General features: G+C 48.5%; 24 protein-coding genes and 1 tRNA gene. 21 read left to right on the forward strand and 4 right to left on the reverse strand.

What is annotated here, in order from left to right; all coding sequences use genetic code 11:
* From IE082_RS02195 to IE082_RS02260, 14 genes are all read left to right on the forward strand, one after another.
* Positions 1-825 (forward strand): M48 family metallopeptidase, encoded by an 825-nt coding sequence (locus tag IE082_RS02195; RefSeq protein WP_189490898.1) that lies wholly within the window; start codon positions 1-3, stop codon positions 823-825.
* Between the two features lie 23 nt (positions 826-848).
* A complete protein-coding gene (gene leuC, locus IE082_RS02200; RefSeq protein WP_189490900.1) occupies positions 849-2,264 on the forward strand; it encodes a 3-isopropylmalate dehydratase large subunit in 1,416 nt (471 codons plus the stop codon).
* Between the two features lie 76 nt (positions 2,265-2,340).
* Positions 2,341-2,484, forward strand: coding sequence for a lipoprotein (locus IE082_RS02205; RefSeq protein WP_189490902.1), 144 nt, complete (start codon positions 2,341-2,343; stop codon positions 2,482-2,484).
* A gap of 89 nt (positions 2,485-2,573) precedes the next feature.
* Positions 2,574-3,218 carry a 3-isopropylmalate dehydratase small subunit gene (leuD, locus tag IE082_RS02210; RefSeq protein WP_189490905.1) on the forward strand — a complete coding sequence of 215 codons (645 nt, stop codon included), beginning with the start codon at positions 2,574-2,576 and terminating at the stop codon, positions 3,216-3,218.
* Between the two features lie 95 nt (positions 3,219-3,313).
* Positions 3,314-4,393 carry a 3-isopropylmalate dehydrogenase gene (leuB, locus tag IE082_RS02215; RefSeq protein ID WP_189490907.1) on the forward strand — a complete coding sequence of 360 codons (1,080 nt, stop codon included), beginning with the start codon at positions 3,314-3,316 and terminating at the stop codon, positions 4,391-4,393.
* 50 nt (positions 4,394-4,443) lie between these two features.
* Entirely contained in the window at positions 4,444-5,562 is a 1,119-nt protein-coding gene (gene asd / locus IE082_RS02220) for an aspartate-semialdehyde dehydrogenase (protein ID WP_189491232.1), read from the forward strand.
* A 70-nt stretch (positions 5,563-5,632) separates the two neighbouring features.
* The gene (locus IE082_RS02225; RefSeq protein ID WP_189490909.1) at positions 5,633-7,198 is read left to right on the forward strand and encodes a LysM peptidoglycan-binding domain-containing protein; all 1,566 of its coding nucleotides are present in this window, start codon (positions 5,633-5,635) and stop codon (positions 7,196-7,198) included.
* A 1-nt stretch (position 7,199) separates the two neighbouring features.
* On the forward strand, positions 7,200-7,997 hold the full coding sequence (gene truA, locus IE082_RS02230; protein WP_189490911.1) for a tRNA pseudouridine(38-40) synthase TruA: 798 nt from the start codon (positions 7,200-7,202) through the stop codon (positions 7,995-7,997).
* Positions 7,998-8,025: 28 nt separating this feature from the next.
* The gene (locus IE082_RS02235; RefSeq protein WP_189490913.1) at positions 8,026-8,676 is read left to right on the forward strand and encodes a phosphoribosylanthranilate isomerase; all 651 of its coding nucleotides are present in this window, start codon (positions 8,026-8,028) and stop codon (positions 8,674-8,676) included.
* Between the two features lie 62 nt (positions 8,677-8,738).
* Complete coding sequence (locus tag IE082_RS02240) at positions 8,739-8,990, forward strand: AbrB/MazE/SpoVT family DNA-binding domain-containing protein (protein ID WP_189490915.1); 252 nt, start codon at positions 8,739-8,741, stop codon at positions 8,988-8,990.
* Positions 8,984-9,322, forward strand: coding sequence for a type II toxin-antitoxin system PemK/MazF family toxin (locus IE082_RS02245; protein WP_189490918.1), 339 nt, complete (start codon positions 8,984-8,986; stop codon positions 9,320-9,322). Before IE082_RS02240 ends, IE082_RS02245 begins: the two co-directional genes overlap by 7 nt.
* A gap of 65 nt (positions 9,323-9,387) precedes the next feature.
* Positions 9,388-10,581 (forward strand): tryptophan synthase subunit beta, encoded by a 1,194-nt coding sequence (gene trpB, locus IE082_RS02250; RefSeq protein WP_189490920.1) that lies wholly within the window; start codon positions 9,388-9,390, stop codon positions 10,579-10,581.
* A 79-nt stretch (positions 10,582-10,660) separates the two neighbouring features.
* On the forward strand, positions 10,661-11,689 hold the full coding sequence (locus IE082_RS02255; RefSeq protein WP_189490922.1) for a hypothetical protein: 1,029 nt from the start codon (positions 10,661-10,663) through the stop codon (positions 11,687-11,689).
* 8 nt (positions 11,690-11,697) lie between these two features.
* On the forward strand, positions 11,698-12,648 hold the full coding sequence (locus IE082_RS02260; RefSeq protein WP_189490925.1) for a DUF2272 domain-containing protein: 951 nt from the start codon (positions 11,698-11,700) through the stop codon (positions 12,646-12,648).
* Between the two features lie 42 nt (positions 12,649-12,690).
* On the opposite strand, the gene IE082_RS02265 is transcribed toward IE082_RS02260, so the two are convergent.
* Positions 12,691-12,777: transfer RNA gene (locus tag IE082_RS02265), tRNA-Leu, on the reverse strand.
* 191 nt (positions 12,778-12,968) lie between these two features.
* Between IE082_RS02265 and rnr the strand changes: the two genes are divergently transcribed.
* Together rnr and IE082_RS02275 are read left to right on the forward strand one after the other, a co-directional pair.
* Complete coding sequence (gene rnr, locus IE082_RS02270) at positions 12,969-15,587, forward strand: ribonuclease R (RefSeq protein ID WP_189490928.1); 2,619 nt, start codon at positions 12,969-12,971, stop codon at positions 15,585-15,587.
* Between the two features lie 87 nt (positions 15,588-15,674).
* Positions 15,675-16,442: a TatD family hydrolase gene (locus tag IE082_RS02275; protein ID WP_189490931.1), complete on the forward strand. Its 768-nt coding sequence runs from the start codon at positions 15,675-15,677 to the stop codon at positions 16,440-16,442.
* Between the two features lie 164 nt (positions 16,443-16,606).
* Here IE082_RS02275 and fabI read toward each other — a convergent pair whose 3' ends face one another.
* From fabI to gloB, 3 genes are all read right to left on the reverse strand, one after another.
* Complete coding sequence (fabI, locus tag IE082_RS02280) at positions 16,607-17,404, reverse strand: enoyl-ACP reductase FabI (protein WP_189490934.1); 798 nt, start codon at positions 17,402-17,404, stop codon at positions 16,607-16,609.
* Positions 17,405-17,548: 144 nt separating this feature from the next.
* Entirely contained in the window at positions 17,549-19,891 is a 2,343-nt protein-coding gene (locus tag IE082_RS02285; RefSeq protein WP_189490937.1) for a transglycosylase SLT domain-containing protein, read from the reverse strand.
* A gap of 59 nt (positions 19,892-19,950) precedes the next feature.
* The gene (gene gloB / locus IE082_RS02290; RefSeq protein ID WP_189490941.1) at positions 19,951-20,757 is read right to left on the reverse strand and encodes a hydroxyacylglutathione hydrolase; all 807 of its coding nucleotides are present in this window, start codon (positions 20,755-20,757) and stop codon (positions 19,951-19,953) included.
* A 54-nt stretch (positions 20,758-20,811) separates the two neighbouring features.
* Here gloB and IE082_RS02295 point away from each other — a divergent pair, with 54 nt between their 5' ends.
* The 5 genes from IE082_RS02295 (at position 20,812) to IE082_RS11380 (ending at position 25,412) form a co-directional block, all read left to right on the forward strand.
* Complete coding sequence (locus tag IE082_RS02295; protein ID WP_189490942.1) at positions 20,812-21,591, forward strand: class I SAM-dependent methyltransferase; 780 nt, start codon at positions 20,812-20,814, stop codon at positions 21,589-21,591.
* Positions 21,584-22,048 (forward strand): ribonuclease HI, encoded by a 465-nt coding sequence (rnhA, locus tag IE082_RS02300; RefSeq protein ID WP_189490945.1) that lies wholly within the window; start codon positions 21,584-21,586, stop codon positions 22,046-22,048. The genes IE082_RS02295 and rnhA overlap by 8 nt, the downstream gene beginning before the upstream one ends.
* A complete protein-coding gene (dnaQ, locus tag IE082_RS02305) occupies positions 22,045-22,758 on the forward strand; it encodes a DNA polymerase III subunit epsilon (RefSeq protein WP_189490948.1) in 714 nt (237 codons plus the stop codon). The genes rnhA and dnaQ overlap by 4 nt, the downstream gene beginning before the upstream one ends.
* Positions 22,759-22,821: 63 nt before the next feature.
* Entirely contained in the window at positions 22,822-25,158 is a 2,337-nt protein-coding gene (gene parC / locus IE082_RS02310) for a DNA topoisomerase IV subunit A (protein WP_189490950.1), read from the forward strand.
* Positions 25,159-25,205: 47 nt separating this feature from the next.
* Complete coding sequence (locus IE082_RS11380; RefSeq protein ID WP_189490953.1) at positions 25,206-25,412, forward strand: beta/alpha barrel domain-containing protein; 207 nt, start codon at positions 25,206-25,208, stop codon at positions 25,410-25,412.
* The last annotated feature ends 28 nt before the right edge of the window (positions 25,413-25,440 follow it).

The following is a 25,440-nucleotide window of genomic DNA, read 5'->3' on the forward strand; positions in this document are numbered from 1 at the left end:
ATGAATAAGATGCTTAAGCGCAGTACTTTGCTTATCAATGTGGTGTTCTTGACCGCATGTGGCACGGTGCAGCAGACCACGGTTACGTCGCAGACCGGTGTGACGCGCCAGCAAAAATTCTCTGTGTCAGAGCAAGAGATGAACGCGATTGCGGCCAATGAGTACAAAAAAATGCTTAATACCGCACGCTCGGCGAAAGCATTAAATAACGATGCTGCCCTGGCTGCACGTGTGAAGCGAATTTCTAACCGCTTAATAACCCAAGTTCCTAAATTGCGTCCGTCGGCTGCCAATTGGGCTTGGGAGGTCAATGTGTTTGATGCGGATGAACTCAATGCGGGTTGTTACCCTGGTGGTAAAATTTTTGTTTATTCGGGTTTGGTGAATAAACTGAAATTGACCGACGATGAGTTGGCGCAGGTCATTGGTCATGAAATTTCACATGCGCTGAGAGAGCATTCGCGCGAGCAGTACAGTCGCGAGCAAAATGTGGGCGTTGGCGTGGCGATATTGGATATCGCAGGTCAGCTTGCTGGTTATCAAGGTGTGGGCAATGTGGCTGGGCAGGCTGCGGAGCTGGGCTTGAATTTGCCGTTTAGCCGAGAGCACGAAACAGAGGCTGATTTGGTCGGCATTGAGTTGGCGGCTCGCGCAGGTTACAACCCTGATGCGGCAGCCAGTTTGTGGAAAAAAATGATGAACACAGATGGCAATGGGCCGCCGCAGTTTCTCAGTACGCATCCATCACCAACCAACCGTCAAGCCACATTACAGCAAGCTGCCACACAAGTACAATCTTTGTATGATGCGGCGCGAAAGAAATAATTTGTAGTTAATATTGGAACACCATGGAAACTTTATACGACAAACTCTGGGACATGCACGTCATCCGTACCGATGATGATGGTACATCGTTGATTTATATTGACCGTCAATTACTGCACGAAGTCACGAGTCCACAGGCTTTTGAAGGTTTAAAAATCCACCATCGTCCGGTGTGGCGTCTGAATGCGAATCTGGCTGTGTGTGACCACAATGTCCCAACCACAGATCGCAGCGCGGGCAATGCAGGGATTGTTGACCCTGTGTCTCGCTTGCAGGTTGAAACGTTGGACAAAAATTGCGATGAGTTTGGGATTACTGAGTTTAAAATTCAAGACATTCGTCAAGGGATTGTGCACGTCATCGGCCCAGAGCAGGGCGCGACTTTACCTGGTATGACGATTGTGTGCGGTGATTCGCATACATCCACTCATGGCGCGATGGGTGCGTTGGCATTTGGCATCGGGACGTCGGAGGTGGAGCACGCTTTGGCCACACAAACGTTGATGATGAAAAAAGCCAAAAACATGCTGGTTCAGGTGGACGGTACGTTGCCAGCGGGATGCACGGCTAAGGATATCGTTTTAGCCGTCATTGGTCAAATTGGCACTGCTGGCGGTACGGGCTACACCATCGAGTTTGCTGGCTCGGCGATTCGTGCGCTTTCCATGGAAGGTCGCATGACCATTTGTAATATGGCCATCGAGGCAGGTGCGCGTGCTGGTCTGGTTGCAGTGGATGATGTGACGATTAATTACATGAAAAATCGTCCATTCGGCCCACAGGGTGCCGAGTTTGAACAAGCTGAGAAGTTTTGGCGCACGCTACACTCAGACGAGGGCGCGACATTTGATACAGTGGTGAAACTACAGGCCGAAACCATCAAACCGCAAGTCACGTGGGGCACATCGCCTGAAATGGTGGTGGCGATTGATGGTCAAGTACCTGATCCTGAGCAAGAAAAAGACCCTGTTAAACGCGATGCGATTGAACGTGCCTTACAATACATGGGGCTGCAGCCTCGCACGGCGATGACGGCAATTAATGTGGACAAAATTTTTATTGGCTCATGTACCAATAGCCGCATCGAAGACATGCGTGCAGCGGCGTGGGTGGTCAAGCATTTGGGTAAAAAAGTGGCGTCTAATGTCAAGCTGGCCTTGGTTGTACCAGGTTCAGGATTGGTCAAAGCTCAAGCTGAGTCCGAAGGTTTGGATGTGATTTTTAAACAAGCGGGTTTCGAGTGGCGCGAACCAGGTTGTTCTATGTGTTTGGCCATGAATGCCGATCGTTTGGAGTCAGGTGAGCGTTGTGCTTCCACCTCAAATCGTAATTTTGAAGGCCGTCAAGGTGCTGGTGGTCGTACGCATTTGGTCAGTCCCGCCATGGCTGCAGCGGCTGCCATAGAAGGACATTTTGTTGATGTGCGTGCTTTAGCATAAACAGTTTCATTGGTTTTGACCTTTGTCTGTTTTGGGTTGATTCTTTTTTAAAAGAAGTCTTTATAAGGAGTTGGAAATGCGTAAAATTTTATTATTAACGGTGGCTGCTGTGTTTGTTTTGTCTGGCTGCAATACGATTAAAGGTACTGTCAATGGGATTGGTAAAGACACTCAAAAGGCTGGTGAGTGGGTTCAAGAAAAAGTGCCTGCACCGCAATAATCGTTTCGCTACATTCTACGCGCTTGTTTTGAGACGCATTGCTGCCATTTGGCGCAATGCGTTTGCTGTTTCTAAATATTTGAAAAATCATGGAAAAATTCACCGTACACAAAGGCCTCGTTGCACCGCTTGATCGTGAAAACGTCGATACTGATGCCATCATTCCCAAGCAGTTCTTAAAGTCCATCGCCCGCACAGGCTTTGGTGAAAACTTATTTGACGAATGGCGCTACTTGGATGTGGGGCAACCTGGCAAAGACAATAGCAATCGCCCAATGAATCGAGACTTCATTCTCAACCAGCCGCGTTATCAAGGCGCGAGCGTACTCATTGCTCGGGATAACTTTGGCTGTGGCTCGTCACGCGAGCATGCGCCATGGGCTTTGCAACAATACGGCTTCAAAGCCATCATTGCACCATCGTTCGCTGACATTTTCTTTAATAATTGCTATAAAAATGGCCTGTTGCCGATTGTGCTAACCGCTGCGCAGGTCGATAAAATCTTTCACATCGTGGCGGCCAATGTCGGATTTGAAGTCACCATTGATTTGCCAGAGCAGCTCGTGCGTGTTGTTGACGAAGCTTTTCCGTTTGACATCAGCACACATCGTAAATATTGTTTGACCAATGGTTTTGATGACATCGGTTTGACGCTGCGTCATGCAGAAGAAATCAAAGCATTTGAAGCGCAGCATTTGCTCAAATTTCCGTGGTTGAGCAAAACTGCCGTCTAAAGCAAATAGCCCACGTCATCGAATATTTGACTGGCGTGTGGCGATGGTTTAATTCTTGAGTGACTTATTTTTATTGATAATTTGATTGGCTATTTATGACACAAAACATTCTCCTCCTTGCAGGCGACGGCATCGGCCCTGAAATCATGGCACAAGCCGTGCGTGTGCTCGAAAAACTCAAATCAGAAGGTCTCGATATTGCATGGGACAATGCGCTTATTGGTGGCTGTGCGGTGGACGCGACAGGTGTGCCGTTTCCCCCTGAAACATTGACCAAGTGCCAAGCCTCAGACGCGGTGCTGCTCGCTGCTGTTGGCGGCCCGCAGTATGATACATTGCCCCGTGAGCAACGTCCCGAGCGCGGTTTGCTCGCGATCCGCAAAGAGATGCAAGTGTTCTCAAATCTACGCCCAGCGGTGGTTTATCCTGAGCTGGTTGAGGCATCAACGCTCAAACCTGAAGTTGTTGCTGGGTTGGACATCATTATCGTACGTGAGTTGGTCGGCGATATTTATTTTGGCGAACCGCGCGGGATTGAAGTGCGCCAGACTGAAAACGGTAGCGAGCGTGTGGGTTTTAATACCATGATTTATAGCGAATCAGAAATCCGTCGTATCGCCCACAGTGCGTTCAAAACGGCCCAAAAACGCCATAAAAAACTCTGCTCAGTTGATAAAATGAATGTGCTTGAGGCCACACAGCTTTGGCGCGATGTGGTTATCGAAGTGTCTGCTGAATACCCTGATGTTGAACTCAGTCACATGCTCGTCGACAACGCCGCGATGCAACTCGTGCGCAATCCAAAGCAATTCGATGTGGTGGTGACTGGTAATATGTTTGGTGACATCCTGTCTGATGCAGCATCCATGCTGACAGGTTCGATTGGCATGTTGCCATCAGCATCGCTCGATGCAAACGGCAAAGGTCTGTACGAACCGATTCATGGCTCTGCACCTGACATCGCTGGTAAAAACTTGGCCAACCCATTGGCGATGATTTTGTCGGTGGCGATGATGTTGCGTCATAGCCTGAATAAAGTAACTTATGCTGACCGCGTGGATAATGCGGTGAAAACGGTGTTGGCTCAGGGTTATCGAACTGGTGATATTATGACTGTTGGTGGTAAAAAGGTTGGTACGGTTGAGATGGGTGATGCGGTATTAGCCGCTTTGTAATGGTCTAATTGTTTTAATAAATCACATTGATAAAAATTTTGGAGTAAATGATGCAAAGAGTCGGTTTAGTCGGTTGGCGCGGTATGGTGGGTTCGGTTTTGATGGATCGGATGTTGCAGGAGAATGATTTTGAGCATTTTGAACCTGTGTTTTTCAGCACGTCTAATGCAGGCGGCGCTGCGCCGACGTTTGCGAAGTCTGATGGCGTGTTGCACGATGGCAATAGCATTGATGCGCTCAAAACCTGTGATATCATTGTTTCCTGCCAAGGTGGTGATTACACAACACAAGTGTTTGAATCATTGCGTGCGGCTGGTTGGGCGGGTTATTGGATTGATGCGGCCTCGACGCTACGCATGGCAGATGACGCGATCATCGTACTCGATCCCGTGAACAGGAATGTGATTCAAGACGGGTTGCAGCGCGGTGTGAAAAACTACATCGGTGGTAACTGCACCGTGAGCTTGATGATGATGGCGTTGGATGGTTTGTTTAAGGCGGATGCGATTGAGTGGATGACATCGATGACGTATCAAGCGGCATCGGGTGGTGGAGCGGCGAACATGCGCGAGCTGATTTCTCAAATGGGGATTTTGAATGCCGAAGTCGCTGATTTGCTCGCTGATCCACGCTCAAGCATCCTCGAAATTGACCGAAAAATCGCTGCGAAAATGCGTGAACCAGACTATCCAGCCGAGCACTTTGGTGTGCCGCTCGCGGGAGGTTTGATTCCATGGATTGACAAAGATTTGGGCAATGGTCAAACCAAAGAAGAATGGAAGGGTGCAGCAGAAACCAATAAAATTTTGGGCAAAACCGCTGGTGCGGCTGGTTTTATTAATGTCGAAGGTTTGTGCGTGCGCATTGGTGCAATGCGCTGTCACTCTCAGGCATTGACGATTAAATTGAAAAAAGACATTCCGCTCGATGAAATTCACGACATGCTGGCACAAGCCAATGATTGGGTCAAAGTCGTTCCAAACAACAAAGAAGCATCTGTTCGTGATTTAACCCCAACGGCGGTGACTGGTACGATGACTGTACCTGTTGGCCGTTTGCGCAAAATGGCGATGGGCGGTGAGTACCTTTCTGCATTTACTGTCGGAGATCAATTGCTGTGGGGTGCTGCTGAGCCGCTGCGTCGAATGTTGCGCATCATCATTGGTTAATTAACCTTTGTTTGTGGAGACGCGATTTATCGCGTCTCTTGTATTTTTGTATGACACTATGGAATTCGCTGTGAAAATCTCTTATTCACCATTCAGACTTTATGCAGCTGTGCTGTTGACGGCACTGCTGTGTACGATGCCTTTGGTGCAAGCCAAACCCAAAAGCTATGCTGCGCACGCTGCCGAAATTGCCCGTTTGGCGCAGGTAAACGAGGCGGGTCAGTTGCAGATCGAAAGAGGGGATGCTTTAACACCGATTGCTCAGCGTTATGCAAAGGCAAATAATTTGCCTTTAGACGTAGCATTTAAAGCACTGATTGATGCCAATCCACAAGCATTTGAAGATGCCCAAAATAATCTCAAAGTGGGTGCTGTGCTGATGATTCCGAAAAAAACGGATATTGGTATGGCAAAAAAAGAGACTGAGTCCGTGAGCGTAGTGCCAAAGACCCTTGATAATAATACCTCTGTTGAGGTGCTAATGCCAGTTGAGCCAGGCGTTATTGCGCAAACACCTGATAATGTTTCTACAGTTGAAGTGGCTGTTAAGCCTGATATCGCTCAAACTCAAACCGTATTTGATGATTTTTACATGCCGCCGTGGGCATGGGTTTTAGCTGCGGTATTTGCGCTCATGTTGTTGGTTGGAGTTGTGAAACGTGGTAACCGTACTCCTATTCAGAATAGCCCTAAACAGTTAGAACGTCATGCCAATGGTGCGCCGAAAGTGGTTTTACTGCCGCAATCATCAGAACATAATCCATCTCACTCGGTGAAGGCTTTGACTGATTACACTCGAACAACCGCGGGGTTGGATCCATTGGAAAATTTCGGTGCTCAATCTGCGTTATCCGTTAAAGCTGACAATGGGGCGGTGGCTTCTGCCAGTCATTTGACGACGGCATTTGATGATGAAGACGATGGTCTTTTATACGATGAAGAGAGCTTGCTCGATGAGCCTCTGCTCATGCGAGAACCAATGGTTCAGGATCGACGTTTTCAACGTGCAGTTGCTGGCTTGTCTGCATCGAGTTTGGATTTGACTCTGGCTGACGATATACCTGATCTGCCCAAGACGGTTGTGAGCACTGCGGCACATGTTGTTCCCAAGTCAATTGCTAACAAATTGCCTGAGTCATCGGTTTTAGATAAGAAGTTCGTGGCTGTTTCGGTTTTTCAGCCGAATGACTCTTTTTTTAATCATCATTTTAAAACACCGCGCTATCAATTAGCACAAATCACGAATGCTACTGCGCGTGCGGTGACATTTGCGAATGTTAAAGCCGAGGCAATGGCTGCTGTCAAAGTTGCTCCAGAAGTTGTGAATCAAAATACAGCGCCTGAGTTAGAGGTCGATATGCCAACATTTTTGAGGGAGTATTCACATAATTTGCCTGAGCCAACATTCACCAGCGTTGATTACGAAGATTTGCTGGATAAGGCTCGTTTGCAAGCATGGCTGAATGTGCATTCGGTTGATGAAATTTTACTCTATGCGCAGGATGCCCATGACGCAAGCTACGATGATGTGGCGCAGTTGATGCTCAATGATGTTTTGTTGCGCGGGAACGCTGAACAATGTGCGGCGGTTTTGAATTTGCGCTATCTTTGGTCATACCCGCAAGGGGTGTACTAAAGTGCCGCGCATTGCACTCGGGGTTGAGTACGATGGGACGCTGTATCAGGGTTGGCAATCCCAGCCCAATGGCAAGACGGTACAGGACGCATTGGAAAATGCGCTGACCCAATTTGCGACTGTGCCGATTAAAGTTCAATGTGCGGGACGCACTGATGCGGGCGTCCACGCCTTGGAGCAGGTCGTGCATTTTGATGTGCCGTTGCAACGCTCGGTTGAGTCTTGGGTGCGCGGTGGTAATACATTTTTACCAGATTCTGTGGCGGTGCGTTGGGCGCGAGATGTGGGAGAGGAGTTTCATGCGCGTTTCGATGCTTTTAGACGCACTTATCACTATGTGATTTATAACCATCCTGTGCGCTCACCTCTATGGGCGAATCGAGCGGGGTGGTACCACAAGCTGCTAGATGCAGAAAAGATGCATCTAGCAGCGCAAAGTTTGGTGGGGCAACATGATTTCTCAGCGTTTCGCGCTGCGCAGTGTCAAGCCAAATCACCGATTAAAACCATGTATGACGTGCGCGTCGTGCGCTATGGTGATTTGGTGGTTGTGTCTTTGTCGGCGAATGCTTTTTTGCACCACATGGTGCGCAATATCGTCGGTTCGCTCGTTTACATTGGCTCAGGAAAACAACCCGTTGAATGGTTGACGCAGTTGTTGACACATACGGATCGAACGCTGGCTGCGCCGACTTTCTCTGCTTCTGGTTTGTACCTCGCGGCGATTCATTATGATGAGGCGTTTGGTTTGCCAAAAGCGAATGATTCGCTTGAAGCCCTATTGGGTGTGAAGCCCTAAATTGCTTGAATCCGTCAGGAGGCCTGAGATGAGAACCCGAATTAAATTCTGTGGCTTTACCCGAGAGGCGGATATTGACGTGGCTGTTCGACTGGGGGTCGATGCGCTTGGCTTTGTTTTTTACGAAAAAAGTCCACGTTATGTCACTCCTCTGAAGACAGCAAGCTTGATTGAGCGAGTCCCTGCTTTTGTTAGTACGGTTGGGTTGTTCGTGAATGCCACTGTGCCGCAAATGACTCGGATATTGGGTCAAGCACCTGTTTCGATGATTCAGTTACATGGTGATGAGACTTGGAATTTTGCGCTCAATGTCAAAAAAATCATGCATCGCCCTGTCATCAAAGCAGTTCGTGTGAATAAGCAAACTGACTGGGGTGAGGTTGCGCACTATGCGGATCAGCTGGCGGGGGTTTTGTTGGATACAGATGCTGTCGGCTACGGTGGGTCTGGTCATGTGTTTGATTGGGATGTCATCCCCAGTGAGTTACATCACAAAATCATCCTCAGCGGTGGTTTGAACGTCAATAATGTCGCCGATGCCATTCAAAAAATGCAGCCGTATGCCTTGGATGTGTCATCGGGAATTGAGGCGGGTACGAAAGGCATTAAGGATGAAACACTGATGCGTGCTTTTGCTCAAGCGATTCGCGATGCTGATGCGCATGAGCATTCTCAATAAACTATTGACACTTGACATCTGTTGTTATAACATTGTTAAAACATTAAACAACGGATTGTGTCATGAAAACCACCTTGCGTAAAATGGGCAACTCGACAGGCGTCATCATTCCTAAGCCTTTTCTCACCGAGCTTGGCTTCGAGTCGAATGAGGTTGAGATGACAGTCGAGGACAATGCCATTGTGATTCGTAAACCAGCCAAACAAGCGCGCGTTGGTTGGGCACAGGCGAGCATGGTGCTTGCTTCTGGTGGTGAAGATCATTTGCAGTGGCCATCGTTTGCCAACCGTGCCAGTGAGGACGTAACATGGTGAATGAGTCTCCATCACTCCAGCGTGGTGATATCTGGTTAGCTCAATTTGATGAAGATATTACCGACAGCCCCAGTCATACTCGTTTATGTGTCGTTGTTTCGCCCGATGAAATGCACAATTACTTGCGTACCGTCATGGTCGCGCCAATGACCACACGCACACAAGTCGCACCGTTTCGGGTCACTGTGTCGTTTGAGGGCAAAACGGGCTTGATTTTACTGGATCAAATTCGTACCTTGGATAAAGAGCGATTGATGCTGAAAAAGGGAGAGATTCAAGCCCCAGTTTTGAAAAATACTCTTGAAGTATTGCAAGAAATTTTTGCTTCTTAAAGAAGCATGAGATCAAAAACCGATTGTCGGACAATTTAAAAGATCATAGAAAAAAGGAAACCAATATGTACAACCTCCCAGACGCTCGTGGCCACTTTGGTATTTATGGTGGTCGATTTGCTTCCGAAACACTCATTCCAGCGTTGGATGAGCTTCAGCACGCCTATGAAACTGTCGTGCCGACCAAGGCATTTCAAGACGAATACGCTTATGAGCTCAAACATTTTGTTGGGCGTCCTTCACCGATTTATCATGCCAAGCGATTAAGCTCTGAAAATGGTGGTGCGCAGATTTACCTCAAACGAGAAGACCTCAACCACACAGGGGCACACAAAATCAACAACGTCATCGGTCAAGCACTGTTGGCGCGCCACATGGGCAAACCGCGCGTGATTGCAGAGACGGGCGCAGGACAGCATGGTGTTGCCACGGCGACGATTTGTGCACGTTTTGGACTGCAGTGTGATGTTTACATGGGGGCAGAAGACGTGGCGCGGCAAGCCGCGAACGTTTATCGCATGAAGCTCCTCGGTGCGCGCGTGATCCCCGTTGAGTCTGGTTCAAAAACCCTCAAAGATGCCCTTAATGAAGCCATGCGTGACTGGGTCAGTAATGTTGAAAATACGTTCTACATCATCGGTACTGTGGCGGGTCCACACCCATACCCTGCGATGGTGCGCGACTTCCAGCGCATCATCGGTGATGAATGCCTCGCCCAAATGCCTGAGCTTGCAGGCCGTCAACCTGACGCTGTGGTGGCATGCATCGGTGGTGGCTCTAATGCCATGGGGATTTTTTATCCTTACATCCCGCATGACAGTGTGCGCCTCATCGGTGTCGAAGCCGCAGGTGATGGCTTGAACACAGCTCGTCATGCTGCATCACTGTGCAAAGGTTCTGTTGGTGTCCTTCACGGTAACCGCACTTACATTTTGCAAGACGATAATGGTCAAGTCATTGAAACACACTCTGTGTCGGCAGGTCTGGACTATCCAGGCGTTGGCCCTGAACATGCCTATCTCAAGGACATTTACCGCGCAGAGTACGTGGCGATTGACGATGAAGAAGCGTTGGCCGCATTCCACAAACTCTGCCGCGTCGAAGGCATCATCCCCGCACTTGAATCATCACATGCTGTCGCGTATGGGTTAAAACTGGCCGCAACCATGTCGTCCGATCAAATGGTTCTTGTTAATTTATCAGGGCGGGGTGATAAAGACATGCACACGGTGGCACAGAGAGGTGGGATTGAGCTGTGAGTGCTTCACGTGTTTTTTGTAACTCTGAAAGACAGGCGGATATTTGTAATGAATCTGACTTTTAAATGATCGAGTGCTCATGAAGAAAATCATCGCTGGTCTCTTTTTTTGTTGTATCGGACTATCTATTTTTCCAGCTCGCGCTATTGAGCCACCTGATGGTTTGTCAGAAGAATATAAACAACTATTTATCTTTGAAAATCTCACACCTGCTTATAAGAAAATCTGGCTTGAAGATGTGAAGCATTTGCAATTAATGTCGGAAAAGTTTCACTTATACAGCATTTATATGAATTGTCTTTCAGACAATGATCATCATCAAATGCTGATCCCTGAGTATCGGGAGGCGTTAGCTGAAACCGCTGGTTTGGGTTTTCCGTTGAAGCTAATGCCTAAAGATAAGCTGGAGGCATTTAATCTCATGTTTGTCCCATCACATTGGGCGTTTGAGCAATTATCTGAAAATGAAAAAAGCCAAATATTGTTATTTGGTAACAGTAATGTCGATCGGAAGGCCTTGTCTGTATTGGCTGTTCTAAATGCTGCGAATGAGATGGCGGAGATTTCCGTCGGCGTTGATGGGGGTTGGAGAAGTTACCCTTTAATAAAGTTTAAAGAGTTGGTTGAGGCGGAGCAATTGTCTGATGAGTTTCAGAAAGCTTTGGGTGAACAAAAGCCTGATGCTTTAATTGAGTATATAAAAATCAAGAAGTTGGCAGACTATTCCGCCAATGATCCACCAAAATTCAATGCTTTAATAATTGAAATTGCTGAGCTAGATAGTCAAGTGCTAAGAAAACAGCTGTCATCAGAGGTGAATGAAAGAATTGATGACTTTTCCGAGCACCGATTTTGGGTATTGAAGGATACTGCGAGAGATGAGTCTTTGCGGATTTTAATGAGCCTAGATTATCTTAACTCAAATATAGAGCTTGGACCACTCATTTTTCCTAATCAACCCACCAGTTTAAGCAATGAGCAAATAAAAAGTTTGAAGGAAAAACTCAAACCGATGATTGAAGTACAACCAAAAATGTTTAAAGTTTCATACGGAGACTGGTTGGGCGACAAAGCAAAGAAATACTGTCAAGAACGTATTAAAAGTTGAACCCAGTCATGAAAAAAAGTTTTGTTTTTAAGTGTGTGCAGGTGGTTATCTTTTGCGCACCGAGTAGTGTTTATTTTCCAATCGCGCAGGCGCAAAGTTTATGTGCTTTTGATTCGGCTCAAATAAAACCTTCGCTCACTGCTGCCAAAATCGCGTGCGACGAACACGTGTTGTGGGGTCGTCCATTCATCAATGCAGCAGGGCATTTGATCCAAATCGGCCCGATGGAGGGTGAGACAGATAAGTTAGCGAATGGTGAGTCTGCGTGGCAGCGTGTGCTGCATTACTGGACGGCGAGTGTTGGTGCGGAATATCTTTATCATCCTGACGATGTTTCGCCCGATTCCTCGCAGGCGACGAAAAATGCATTTATCAGAACGCGTTTGATTGACAACCCATGGTCTGGTGTATTTGTCAGCTATGTCATGAAAACGGCTGGTTTTTCTGCCGATGAGTTTACGTTCAATGATGGCCATATTCGTTATATCAAGCCTGCATTCACGGCGGCGCTCAGCTTGGCCGCTCATGAGCCTAATGCATATGCTTATGTGGCAAAAAATCCTTTGACGACACCAATGGCGGTAGGGGATTTGATTTGCTATACCCGCGAGGGACGAGATGTTTATGGGCCGATGGCTTTTTTTGAGTGGTTACAGACACATCAATACGATGGTGTGTCGTTGAAAACCCACTGTGATATTGTCGTGACCGTGAAAAAAAGTAAGGCTTATACCATCGGTGGTAATGTCGTGCAGTCTGTGGTAATGAGAGAGTTGACTTTGAACAAACAAGGAGCACTGGCGGCCAGACACACTTTGCCGATCACACCTGTGTCTGGTTCGTGGGTGGCGAAGGCTTTGACTGCTGAGCCAGCGAACCTAGTTCAATGCGAGCCAGTTAACGGGCGGGATTGTGATATGAACCGAAAGGATTGGGTGGTGTTGCTTAAAGCCAAGTAAGCCGAATAAAAACCGCTCATCAAATGATGAGCGGTTTTAGAATGGTGCCCAGAAAAGGACTCGAACCTTCACAGTGTTGCCACCGCATGGACCTGAACCATGTGCGTCTACCAATTCCGCCACCTGGGCTTAGGTGTTGTACGCGCCTCATAGGATTCGATGAAAAGGGCTGATAGTCAGGCATCTTTCACCGAATTCATGTATCTTTAGCAATGTCTATTTAAAATACTCGGTATTTCGAGGGCGCGTGTCAAAAAACGATGCGAGCCGCTATTTTATAGGGTTATATTATTTTGTCAAATCGAAACAGTAAAAATACAATGAAAAACAATAAAAAAGAATCTCCAAGTGCTATTTCGCACACAAAACCAACAACTTCAGCGAAAACAGCAAAAACAAAATCACAAACCTCCGCTCCCAGCACCACCAAAAAGCGTGCGAATGCAAAATCGAGCCAAGTCTCAGCTTTGTTCACACCCAGTACAGCGGTTTTAGCGCCCACCAGCAAACCTGTTGAGGTGGCTAAAAAACCGCTGCCAGCCAACCTGCCGACGCGCAGTGTATTGTTCAACACGATTCAAACACACGCGGTTAATTACAAAAAGCCTTTGACCGCGATTCAAATCGCACAAGAATTGGATGTGCTGCCTGCGCAAGTGGGTAGCTTGCAAATTTTGCTCGACCAAATGACAGCGGCGGGCGATATCAAGATGAATCCGAAAGGCTCCTATGCGCCGTTGTCAACTGAGCCGCTGATCACGGGTCGGATTCAGACCCACAAAGATGGTTATGGTTTTTTAATCAATGACGGTGAAGATGTATTCATTGCTGAGCGTCAGATGCGTGGCGCATGGCATGGCGATATGGTGACTGTGCGCATCACAGGCACTGCACGCAACGGCAAACGCGAAGGCGAGGTGGTTGAGGTCACTGAGCGCAAGTTCAGTCAAGTGGTCGGACGTTTACTCAATGAAAACGGCGTGTGGCTGGTTTCACCTGACGATGTGCGTTTGCGCACCGATATTTTGGTGGCGGCTGATGATTTAGCAGGGGCGCTGGTGAACCAAATCGTGGTGGTCGCCCTCAAAGCGTATGGTGATGAGCATGCGATGCCGATTGGTCGCGTTGTCGAGGTGTTGGGCAATGCCGATGATTCGGGTATGGAAATCGAAATCGCGGTGCGAAAATTCGACGTGCCGCATGTGTTCTCTGAGCGCACTGAGCAACAAGTGGCGAAACTTTCTGATACCGTTAGCCCTGATGAATGGGTGGGGCGCATTGATTTGCGTGACGTGCCATTGGTCACGATTGATGGTGAGGATGCGCGCGACTTTGATGATGCGGTGTATTGTGAACCGATTAAAACGGGTCGCAAGGTGACTGGTTATCGTCTGCTCGTCGCGATTGCGGATGTGAGTCACTATGTAAAGGACAAAACGCCGTTGAATGAAGATGCGCTGTTACGCGCCACCAGCGTTTATTTCCCGCGCCGGGTCGTACCGATGTTGCCTGAGAAATTATCAAATGGCTTGTGTTCGCTCAACCCACACGTCGAGCGTCTGTGTATGGTGGCCGATATGGTGATTGACTTGGATGGTCAGGTGACCGCCTATCAGTTCTTTGAAGCGGTCATGCACTCGGCTGCACGACTCACATACAACCAAGTGTGGGAGTTTTTAGATAAAGGCACGGGACATATTGCGGAGAATTTCGCCCATCTGTCACCACAGATTAAGAGTTTGTACGACTTATTTAAAGTTTTGTTACAAGCCCGAGAAAAACGTGGAGCGATGGAGTTTGAAACCGTTGAAACCTACATGGTGCCCGATGAAAACGGCAAAATCAAAGAGATTGTCCCACGCACGCGCAACGATGCACATCGTTTAATCGAAGAATGTATGCTCGCGGCAAACGTTTGCGCTGCTGAGTTTATTGAAACCTCTGATCGACTGTGCCTGTATCGAAACCACGAAGGCCCCACTCCTGAAAAACTCGAAGCCTTGCGCAAAAGCCTCAAAATTGCGGGTCTGCACATCGGTGGTGGCGATAAACCAACGCCCAAAGACTACGCCGCAGTCATGCGTCAAGTCATTGGCCGTCCTGATGCTGCAGGTTTACAAACATTATTGCTGCGCTCGATGCAGCAAGCGGTTTATGCACCTGATAACCTCGGCCACTTTGGTTTAGCTTACTCTGCCTATGCGCATTTCACATCACCGATTCGTCGTTACCCAGATTTACTCGTGCATCGCACGATTAAATCCATCCTCAGTGGGCAACGCTATACACCCATGACGGAGCAAATTCCATTGCTTGAGGACACCCGAAAAGCCAAGCTATGGGCGGATGACAAACTCAATGAGTTGGAAAAACAAAAACAGAAAAAAGACAGCACCCACCCGATTTGGGTCAAGCTCGGCACACATGCATCTATGTGCGAACGTCGTGCGGATGAAGCCAGCCGTGATGTGACTGCTTGGCTCAAGTGCGAATACATGAAGCAATTTATTGGTGAAACGATGGTGGGAACCATTTCATCAGTGACCAACTTCGGTGCGTTTGTGACACTCAAGGACGCTTATGTGGATGGTTTGGTGCATATCTCTGAACTGGGACAGGACTACTTCGAGTTTGATGAGGTTTCTTACAGCTTGCGTGGTCGTGCTTCTGGCGTCGTGTATCGTCTGAATGACGAGGTGAGTGTCAAAATCGCGGGCGTTGACAGTGATACCCGCCGAGTGGATTTTGCATTGGTTCTCCCAGAAGGACAGCAAGGCAAATCACGTCGTCATCCAAGCAAGACAGAAAGCGCGACATTGCGAACGACACAGGCCGCGAATAATCGAACCAACAGCACCAAGCAAAATAAACGTGATGCACGTTTAAAGCAATCCGAGGAGCGTCCCGCGAAATCAAGTCGCAAGCGCAGTAAACGATAAATCTCAATGACAACCTAATTATCCGTAGAGACGCGATTCATCGCGTCTCGTGCATTTCAAACATCGAAACAAAACAGCTTAAAAATCATGTACATCGACTCACATTGCCACATCGACTTTCCCGAACTCATGTCAGACTTGCCCGCGTTGCTTGACAACATGAAAGCCAACCAAGTTACCCATGCGCTTGCCATCAGCGTTGACGTCTCGGACTGGTCACGCATCAAACAGATCATCGAAGCGCATCCCAATATCTACAGTTCTGTTGGCACACACCCAGATTATCCTGACGTGCACGAACCCACAGTGGACGAGCTTGTCAGCATGCTCGCACACCCAAAGGTCATCGCCACTGGTGAGACTGGACTTGATTACTACCGACTCGAAGGTGATTTAGAGTGGCAGCGTGCGCGGTTTCGCAATCACATCCGAGCAGCGAACATCACAAACAAACCGTTGATTATTCATACTCGGAACGCTCAAGACGACACCATTCGTCTTATGAGTGAGGAAAATGCTCGTGATGTTGGCGGTGTGATGCACTGCTTTACCGAAACTAAAGAAGTCGCACAAGCTGCACTTGACCAGAATTTTTATATTTCATTTTCAGGCATTGTTAGTTTCAAAAACGCTAAAACTGTCCATGACTGTGCTCAATACGTTCCTTTAGACCGTATTTTAATTGAAACAGACTCGCCATACCTCGCGCCTGTGCCGCACCGTGGTAAAACCAATCAGCCCGCATGGGTCATGCATGTTGCTGAACGCATTGCGGAGATTAAAGGCTTGAGCGTGGAGGAGGTTGGGCGTGTGACAACTGAGAATTTTAAGAGGTGCTTTAAGGTTGACTTTTAAAATGCGGAGCTTATGCAAGCGTAAAAGAGCAGAGTAGGGCTTAAGTCCATTCTCATCCTATTATTTATCGTTTTTTACGTGCGCATTGATTCAGGGGATAGAAAAGAGCCAAAAAAATCGCTGAATGTGTCGTTCAGCGGTTTTTTTGGGATGTTTAGGATGTGTTATTCGGCCACCTCATCAAACCCCATGCCGCCGACCACATGACTAAAACCACCATCGACGTAGATGATTTCGCCAGTGATGCCGCTCGATAGATTTGAGAGGAGGAATGCTGAAGTGTTACCGACATCTTCGATGGTGACGTTGCGGCGCAGAGGGGCATTTTCTTCAACGAAGTTGAGGATTTTGCCGAAACCTTTGATGCCTGAGGCAGCGAGGGTTTTGATTGGGCCAGCGGAGATGCCGTTGACGCGTACACCTTTTTTGCCCATGCTGTTGGCAAGGTAGCGCACAGAAGCTTCTAATGAGGCTTTGGCCAAGCCCATGGTGTTGTAGTTTGGCACCACTTGCATTGAGCCGAGATAGGTGAGGGTGAGCAGAGCGGCTTTGTTTGAGAGCATTGGTTGTGCGGCTTTGGCCAATGCGGGGAAGCTGTAAGCAGAGATGTCGTGCGCGATTTTGAAGCCTTCGCGTGATAAGCCGTCGAGGAAGTCACCAGCGATGGCTTCGCGTGGGGCAAAGCCGATGGCGTGAACGAGTCCATCCAAGCTGTCCCATGTTTTACCCAAGCCGGCAAATACAGCAGCGATTTGCTCATCGCTGCCCACATCACAGTCGAATACAAGGTTTGAGCCAAACTCTGCGGCAAACTCGGTGATGCGGTCTTTGAATCGGTCACCAACGTAGGTGAAGGCGAGTTCTGCCCCTTCACGATGGCAAGCTTGAGCGATGCCGTAGGCAATAGAGCGATTTGAAAGTAAGCCTGTGATGAGGATGCGTTTGCCTTGTAAAAATGCCATGGAGTTCTCCTGATGTTTATTTATTGAGACGCCCCGAACCAATTGGTTGGGACGTTTTTGTGACTGTGCGAAATTGTACGTCAAAGTGTGCGTGTGAGGCTCAGAAAATCGCGGTTTTTGACGTATTTTTGTGTAACGCTCGTTCTATTTTTTAACAGGTTTTTTAGATGCGGTGACGGGCTTTTGGGGTTCTGGTTTGACGACGTTATTTTTGTTTGATGCAGGTGCTTTTACTGCAGCGTCTTTCGTGGTGGTTTTGGTCGTCTTGTTGGCTGTCACCACTTTAGTCTCTGCTTTTTTGTTTGGTTTGGTGGTGCTGACTGTGTTTTTTTGTGCAGCTGGTTTTGTGACATTGGGTTTTTGGACGGCTGATGGCTTGGTTTTGGGTTTGGTGGTTTGTGCTGGCGCTTTGTCCGTTTCTTTGTTGCTGACTACTACTTTTTTGACTGAACTGGTTTTTGGTGCAGTGGTTTTGGTTGGTTTGGGTGTGTATTTTGCTCTGACCACTGTGCCTGTTGTGGTTTTGTTGCCTGAGTCTGCGATAGGGGCGTTGTCAAACTTGGCTGGCGCAGGAGTGGTATTGACCTTAATGGTGTTTTCGACCAGCTGTGTGCTGATGTTTGGGGTGGTGGCTGGCTTGGTGTTGTCAGTGGCCACGAGTATGGGCTGTATGCTTGATGTGTCAGCACTGTTGGATTTAGTGGCAGTCAGGGATGTGTCGAGAATGTTTGTGTTTTCTGCAACGGATGTGATGTTGACGATGGTGTCTGGCATGGTGGTGACGCTTGCCACGGGTTGTGCTGCTGTTTCAGGATTGTTCACGTTTGCTGCTGTGAGCGGGGCGTCGGGCGCGAGTGTATTTTGCCCACCAGACGTTGCAGTACTGACTGAGGTTATGGTGCTGCTGTTTGTGACGGTGTTCGTTTGAGGTGCGATCGTACTGGTGTTGTCTGCGATGAGACTCTGTGGGGTATTTGATAAAGATGTCCCAGTTGTCGTGGTTTGAGCTGTATTGTTATTTGAGGCACTGGCTGTGATTGTCGCTGGGGTGGTATTTTCGATGGGTTTAACCACGCTGTTTGTGGCGATGGTTGGGGTGGTCAGGCGAGGGCTATTTTGGATCAGGCTGCCCAGTGTGTCATTTTGTTGATTGTCACGGATGGTGACAAAGCTGGTGCCAGATTTGCTTGGGGTGACAAAATCATTGTTTTTTGGAAGTGCCGTGTCGTTGCTGGTGTTGGCTGCAATACTGGTTTGCTCAATGTAGTCAGTTGAGAGACCAAAGCCGCTGGATGTGGTGGATAAGCCTGCTGTGAGTGCTTGGTAGGGAATGTCATCGAGTGCTGAGAGTCGTGGGACGAGCAATGCTGAGCCTGCTTTAACGTAATCGTGGTCTTGCGGGATGTTATTGAGTGCGCGCAGGTTTTCTGTGCTGGTTTTGTAGCGTGAGGCGATGTCTGAGAGTGCTTCTGCGTTGTAAGCCAAGTAGGTGGTGAGGCTGGCTATTTTTCTGGAGTGATCAGAAAAAGCACGGCGGATATCGTCTGCTTGGTTGGCTGGAACCAAAATTTTGTTACCTAAGGCAGCGACGATGACGGGTTTTTTATGGGCGGGATTGATGCGTTTGAATTCGTCAAGACTCATCCCAGAGAGTTCTGCGGCGGTACTGACATCAATGTCGCGAGTGACAGTGACGGTTTCGTGGCGCAGATTGTTTTCGACGGGTGGCAGGCTGATGCCGTATAAGGCTGGGTTATTGACGATGTTTTTAATCGCTTGTAATTTAGGGACGTATTGGCGCGTCTCCAGCGGCATTTTGATTTCGGTGTAGCTGCCTGAACCGCCTGAGGCGATGTTTCGCTTAACGGCTTTACTGACGTTGCCTTGTCCCCAGTTGTACGCGGCTAAGGCGAGATGCCAGTCACCAAACATGTCGTATAAACGCTGTAAATACGTCAAAGCGGCATCGGTAGAGGCAACAACGTCGTTGCGCTGATCAGCGTAGTGGTTTTGTTGTAAAGAAAAATCACGGCCTGTGGCGGGCATGAATTGCCATAATCCTGATGCTTTCACAGGTGAGGTGGCATTGGTGACAAAAGCTGATTCGACAAATGGTAACAAAGCGAGTTCGCTGGGCATATTTCGGCGTTCGACTTCGTTCATGATCAGATACATGAAGTCGCCCGAGCGTGAGGCCATTCGCCCCACATAGTCGGCTCGTTGTGCGTAATAGTTTTCTTTCTTTGTGACTTCTTCGTTGTATAGGTCGGGTATTTTGTAACCGTTGCGCACTCGTTGCCAGATGTCTTTGCTACTGGCTTGTTTGTTGGCATTGTATGAACCGTTGTTGCGCGTGTTGCTAGTTGTTGTGCAAGCGGTGGTCAAAATCGCGGCGATACTAACCACAACCAGTTTATTCGCTGGATGGCTAAACAGTCGATTCAGTGTGTTTGCTATGATTTTGGGGGTGAATAGTTTTTTTAACATGTCAGTCCTGTGGTGGCTCATGATGGGTTTTATCATGGTGTCATAAAGTGATGTGTACTTTATGGTTGAATTGGGGCGTTGAAGCGGTCTTTGAGCTGCCTTGTGGCGGCAAATGCTTCAAACGGTGTATGTGCCATCATGCCTTGCTTGCTCAATGCCGTGAGCCATTGCTCATCCATGGCGAGGCTGCGCAAGTAAGGATTGATGAGCATTTCTAATGCAAGCGAGGTGGGTAAGCTTGGCGAGCCTTGCTCGCGCACGTATTTTACCTGATTCTCGTGGTTTTGAGTGTCTTGATGGCTTGGGTCAATCGCACGACAAAAAGCCAGATTGACCAATGTGTATTCATGAGTGCATGCGATAAGAGTGTTTTTTTGTAGTGCGGCGATGGTTTTAAATGACTGGAACAACGCCGCCATCGTGCCATCAAATAGTCGTCCGCAGCCCGCTGAAAAAATCGCGTCGCCAGCAAACAATAACGGTTCCGCGAAAGCACCACGAAGCAGATACGAAACATGATCAAACGTATGTCCTGAGGTATCGAGGACTTGAACGGTGATTTCACTGTGTTTTAGGTAAAATGAGCTATTTGGTGTCACCCATTGATTGATTCGCATATTGGGAATATCTCGCTTTGAGGCGCCTATGACATGGCCAGTGACCAGCGGCAAAAGCTCAGGAATGCCATTGATGTGATCATGGTGGTGGTGTGTAATCAGGATGTCGACCAATACCAAACCGCGTTGCACGATATAATCGCGCACCGGCGCGGCTTCGCCTGGGTCGATGACCCAAGCGTGTTGGTTATCGTGGAGAACCCACACATAATTGTCCGTTAATATCGGCAAAGGGACGAGTTGGTACATGGCTTTGGTGCTTTACTCTGAATATGACTTGTTTAAATTTTTGAAATGGCCAATGTGACTGATATAAAACTTTCCAATCAAACATGGCAAAGTGTTTCTGGATGTTATGTTACCGCATGGACACAGTCTGTGTTGGATGTTTGGGTGGCGGATGCGTTTGGCTTTTATGCGGCGCAGCTTGGGCAGACCGACCGAATTGCTGCTCTGAGTCAGAATCGTTGCTCTGATCGCTGGACCGTTGAGCTGGGCGAGAAAGTGCATTTGGGACAAGACCGCACTGAAATCATGAAGCTGGAGGTGGGCGATTATACGGTGTTACCATTCGCATCTGACAGTATGGATTTAGTCGTATTACCCCACACACTTGAGAATCACCCTGACCCGCATTCGGTTTTGCGAGAGGTTTATCGGGTACTCAGACCAGAAGGGAAGATGATTATCACGGGTTTTAATCCTTTCAGTTTATGGGGCGCGCAAGCGGCACTACGATTAAAGTTCGGTAAAAAATGGTGGGCTTACGAGCGCGAGGCATTGCATGTGCGTCGTCTCAAGGATTGGCTCAAATTGCTCAATTGTGACATCGTGCAAGGCAAATACGGTTGCTATGCCCCTTATGTGAAAACACAGATATGGCTGAACCGCTGGGCATGGCTCGAAAAAGCAGGCGATCGTTGGTGGGGCATGGCAGGTGCCGTCTACGCCATTATGGCCGTCAAAAAAGTCTACTCGCCGACATTGGTTGGCTTAATTAACGAAAAACCCGTGTCGCTCCCATGGCGTGCCCAGCCAGCCTTACGTGGCCACACGGAAAATAACCGAGAAATGCATGAGTAAACAATCGAATAAAACAGTTCAAATCTACACTGATGGCGCATGTAAGGGCAATCCTGGTGTCGGCGGATGGGGCGCTTTGCTGCGCTATGGTTCTGTTGAGAAGGAACTTTGCGGTGGTGCAGAGCTGACCACCAACAACCGCATGGAGCTGCAAGCGGTGATTGAGGGGATTAAAGCCCTTAAAAATCGCTGTACTGTCGAGGTATATACCGATTCTGTTTATGTCCAAAAAGGGGTGACAGAGTGGCTGGTCAACTGGAAAGCCCGTGGCTGGAAAACCGCTGATAAAAAGCCCGTCAAAAATGATGACTTATGGCGTGAGCTGGATGCTTTGTTACCGACTCAAGATTTAAGCTGGCATTGGGTGAAAGGTCACGCAGAACACGTAGAGAATGAGCGCGCGGACGAATTGGCCAATCGTGGCGTGCAGATGATTAAAGACAAGGAGCCTTCATGAGACACATCATATTAGATACCGAAACCACAGGTCTTGACCCTGCGCAAGGTCACAAATTGGTTGAAATTGGTTGTGTTGAGATGATTAACCGTCAGCTCACTGGCCGCCATTTTCACCATTATGTGAATCCTCAACGCGAGTCGGATGAGGGTGCGTTGCGCGTTCACGGTTTGACCACGGAATTTCTTAGTGATAAACCCTTATTCAAAGATATTGCGGCTGATTTGCTCGAGTTTATTGATGGTGCGACGGTTTTGATCCACAACGCGGCGTTTGACACCAAGTTTATCAACGCGGAATTAGAGGCGATTGGCACTGCGCCGATGAACACCATTTGTCAAATCGAAGACACGTTGGCCATGGCCAAAGAGATGTTTCCTGGCAAACGCAATAACCTCGATGCTCTGTGTGAGCGGCTCGGCGTTTCAAATAGCCATCGCGTCTTGCACGGGGCATTGCTCGATGCAGAGATTCTCGCTGAGGTGTATCTCGCAATGACCCGTGGTCAAGAAACCTTGGGCATGGAATTAAATGTGTCTGCAGCGACGGGTAAAAAAGGTAAGGCGATTGACGTGCGGCAACTGGTTTTGCCTTTCATTGAGGTATCCGCACAAGAGTTACAAGCCCATGCGGACATGATGGAGCTCTTGGGCAAAAAAAGCAAAGACGGCGCGGTTTGGGGCGCCAGTCAGCTTGATTCAGCTTCCTGAAGTGTTTGGGGATTGAGTTGATTTATAATGCGGTTTTAGAAAATTTGATGAGCGAAGGTTTTTATGCAAACCACCGATGATTTAATGAGTTTGGACGATGATCGTGACGATGGTCAAGTGTTGCTCTCACAATACGCCGAACGTGCCTATCTAGATTATGCTGTGTCTGTGGTGAAAGGGCGTGCGTTGCCCGATGTGGCCGATGGCCAGAAGCCTGTGCAAAGGCGGATTTTGTATTCGATGCACGAAATGGGCTTGACGCACAACACCAAACCAGTAAAGTCCGCTCGTGTGGTGGGTGATGTACTGGGTAAGTTTCACCCGCATGGTGATTCATCCGCATACGAAGCACTCGTGCGCCAAGCACAAAACTTCAGTTTGCGTTATCCGCTGATTGACGGGCAGGGCAACTTCGGTTCGCGTGACGGTGACGGCGCGGCGGCGATGCGTTATACCGAGGTGCGTTTGTCTCCGATTGCGGCACTGCTGCTCGATGAGCTGGATATGGGGACGGTGGACTTTATCCCGAATTACGATGGCTCTATGGACGAGCCTGCTCTTCTGCCTGCGCGTTTGCCGTTTGTGCTGCTTAACGGCGCATCGGGGATTGCGGTTGGTATGGCGACAGAGATTCCATCACACAACCTCACTGAGGTCGCGTCAGCGGCGGTGGCGATTTTGAAAAAGCCGAACATTTCTGACGAGGATCTGTGTGCGATTTTGCCTGCGCCTGATTTCCCTGGTGGCGGTCAGATCACCAATAGCTTGGATGATATTCGCACCATGTATGCGACAGGGCGTGGTTCGATTAAGGTTCGTGCTCGTTGGACAATCGAGGAGTTGGCGCGTGGTCAATGGCAATTGGTGGTCAATGAGTTGCCACCGAATGCGTCCAGCCAAAAAGTGCTCGAAGAAATCGAAGAGTTATCCAATCCCAAAATTAAAACGGGTAAAAAAGCCTTGCTGCCTGAGCAACAAAACACCAAAGCTTTATTACTTTCCATGCTGGATGGCGTGCGTGATGAGTCGGGTAAAGACGCGCCGGTGCGTTTGGTATTTGAGCCGAAATCAAAAAACATCTCGGTGGATGACTTCACCAATATGTTGCTATCGAACACCAGCCTTGAAGGCTCGGTATCGCTCAACTTGGTGATGGTGGGGCGTGATGGGCGGCCTTGCCAAAAAGGTTTGCGTCAAATCTTGACCGAATGGGTAAGCTATCGTCAAGACGTGGTACGTCGTCGCACCGCTTTCCGTGCGCAAAAAGTCGCTGACCGCATTCATATTCTCGAAGGGCGCGAGCAGGTTTTGCTCAACATCGACGAAGTGATTCGCATCATCCGTGAGTCAGATGAACCTAAACCCGCATTGATTAGTGCTTTGGGATTATCTGATCGCCAAGCCGAAGATATTTTAGAAATTCGCCTGCGCCAACTCGCGCGACTCGAAGCGATTAAGATTGAACAGGAACTCATGAGCTTGCGTGAAGAGTTGATGGGCTTGAATGAATTGCTTGCAGATGAGTCTGTGCTCAAACGCTTGATCATCAAAGAAATTGAAGCAGACGCCAAAAAATTTGGCGATTCGCGCCGCACTTTGCTGCAAGAAGCCCAGAAAGCAAGTCTTGAAGTGGCTGTGGTTGATGAGCCTGTGACGGTGATTGTCTCGCAAAAAGGCTGGGTACGCGTGCGCACAGGACACGGCGTGGATGTGACGGCGTTGACGTTTAAGCAAGGCGATGATTTACACGCGATTTATCCTTGTCGTTCAATCAATCACCTTTATGCGATTGATTCAAAAGGTCGCGCTTATAGCGTGCCAGTGTCCGCTTTACCAGGTGGCCGTGGTGATGGCGTGCCGCTGCCAACCTTGATTGATGTGCAAGATGGTGCACGGATTGTCGCTTATTTTGCTGGTGCGGATGATGTCAGACTGGTGATTGCAACGGAGCAAGGTATGGGCTTTTCGTGCAAAACGTTGGATTTACAATCGAGGGTTAAGGCAGGTAAGTCTTTTGTGAATCTTGCTGCTGGTGATGAGTTGCTCAAAGTCACGCCGATGAGCGAGCAAGACTTATACCTCGCGTGCTTATCATCTGATGGACGCTTGCTAAACTTCTCGTTGGTTGAGTTGAAAGAGTTGTCCAGTGGTGGCAAAGGCGTGATTCTGATTGGCTTGGATGACAATGCGACACTGCTTGACGTTTTGCCCAATGATGGTATTGCGCTGTTGGTTCAGCACACGGCGCGAGGTGGCAAAGCACAAGATTTGCGCTTATCGGGTGGCAATTTACAACCATTTGTAGGTGGACGCGCGAAGAAAGGTAAAGTCATTGATGTCAAACTCAAAGTGGCAGGCCTGAGTCGCGTCGTGATTCCAACTCTTAATCTTTCTCCGTGAGGCAGACCTGAAGGAGATTTATTAGGCTGCCATTGAGCAAGCTGTGATTGAAAAATCTTAGAGCTGCTTTGCTTGAGGATGTCGGCGCTGGTGATTTGACGGTACAACTTGTGCCTGCCGATGCGATGGCGCAAGCGACGGTGATTAGTCGCGAAGTTGCCGTTTTGTGTGGTCAGCCATGGTTTGATAAGACATTTCGGCAAGCGGCACCTTCCGCAATGCTCACATGGCATGTCGCAGAAGGGGCCGCATGAGTGAGAATCAAACCATTGTGACTATCAC

Source organism: Formosimonas limnophila, assembly GCF_014652675.1.
Classification (GTDB): Bacteria; Pseudomonadota; Gammaproteobacteria; order Burkholderiales; family Burkholderiaceae; genus Hydromonas; species Hydromonas limnophila.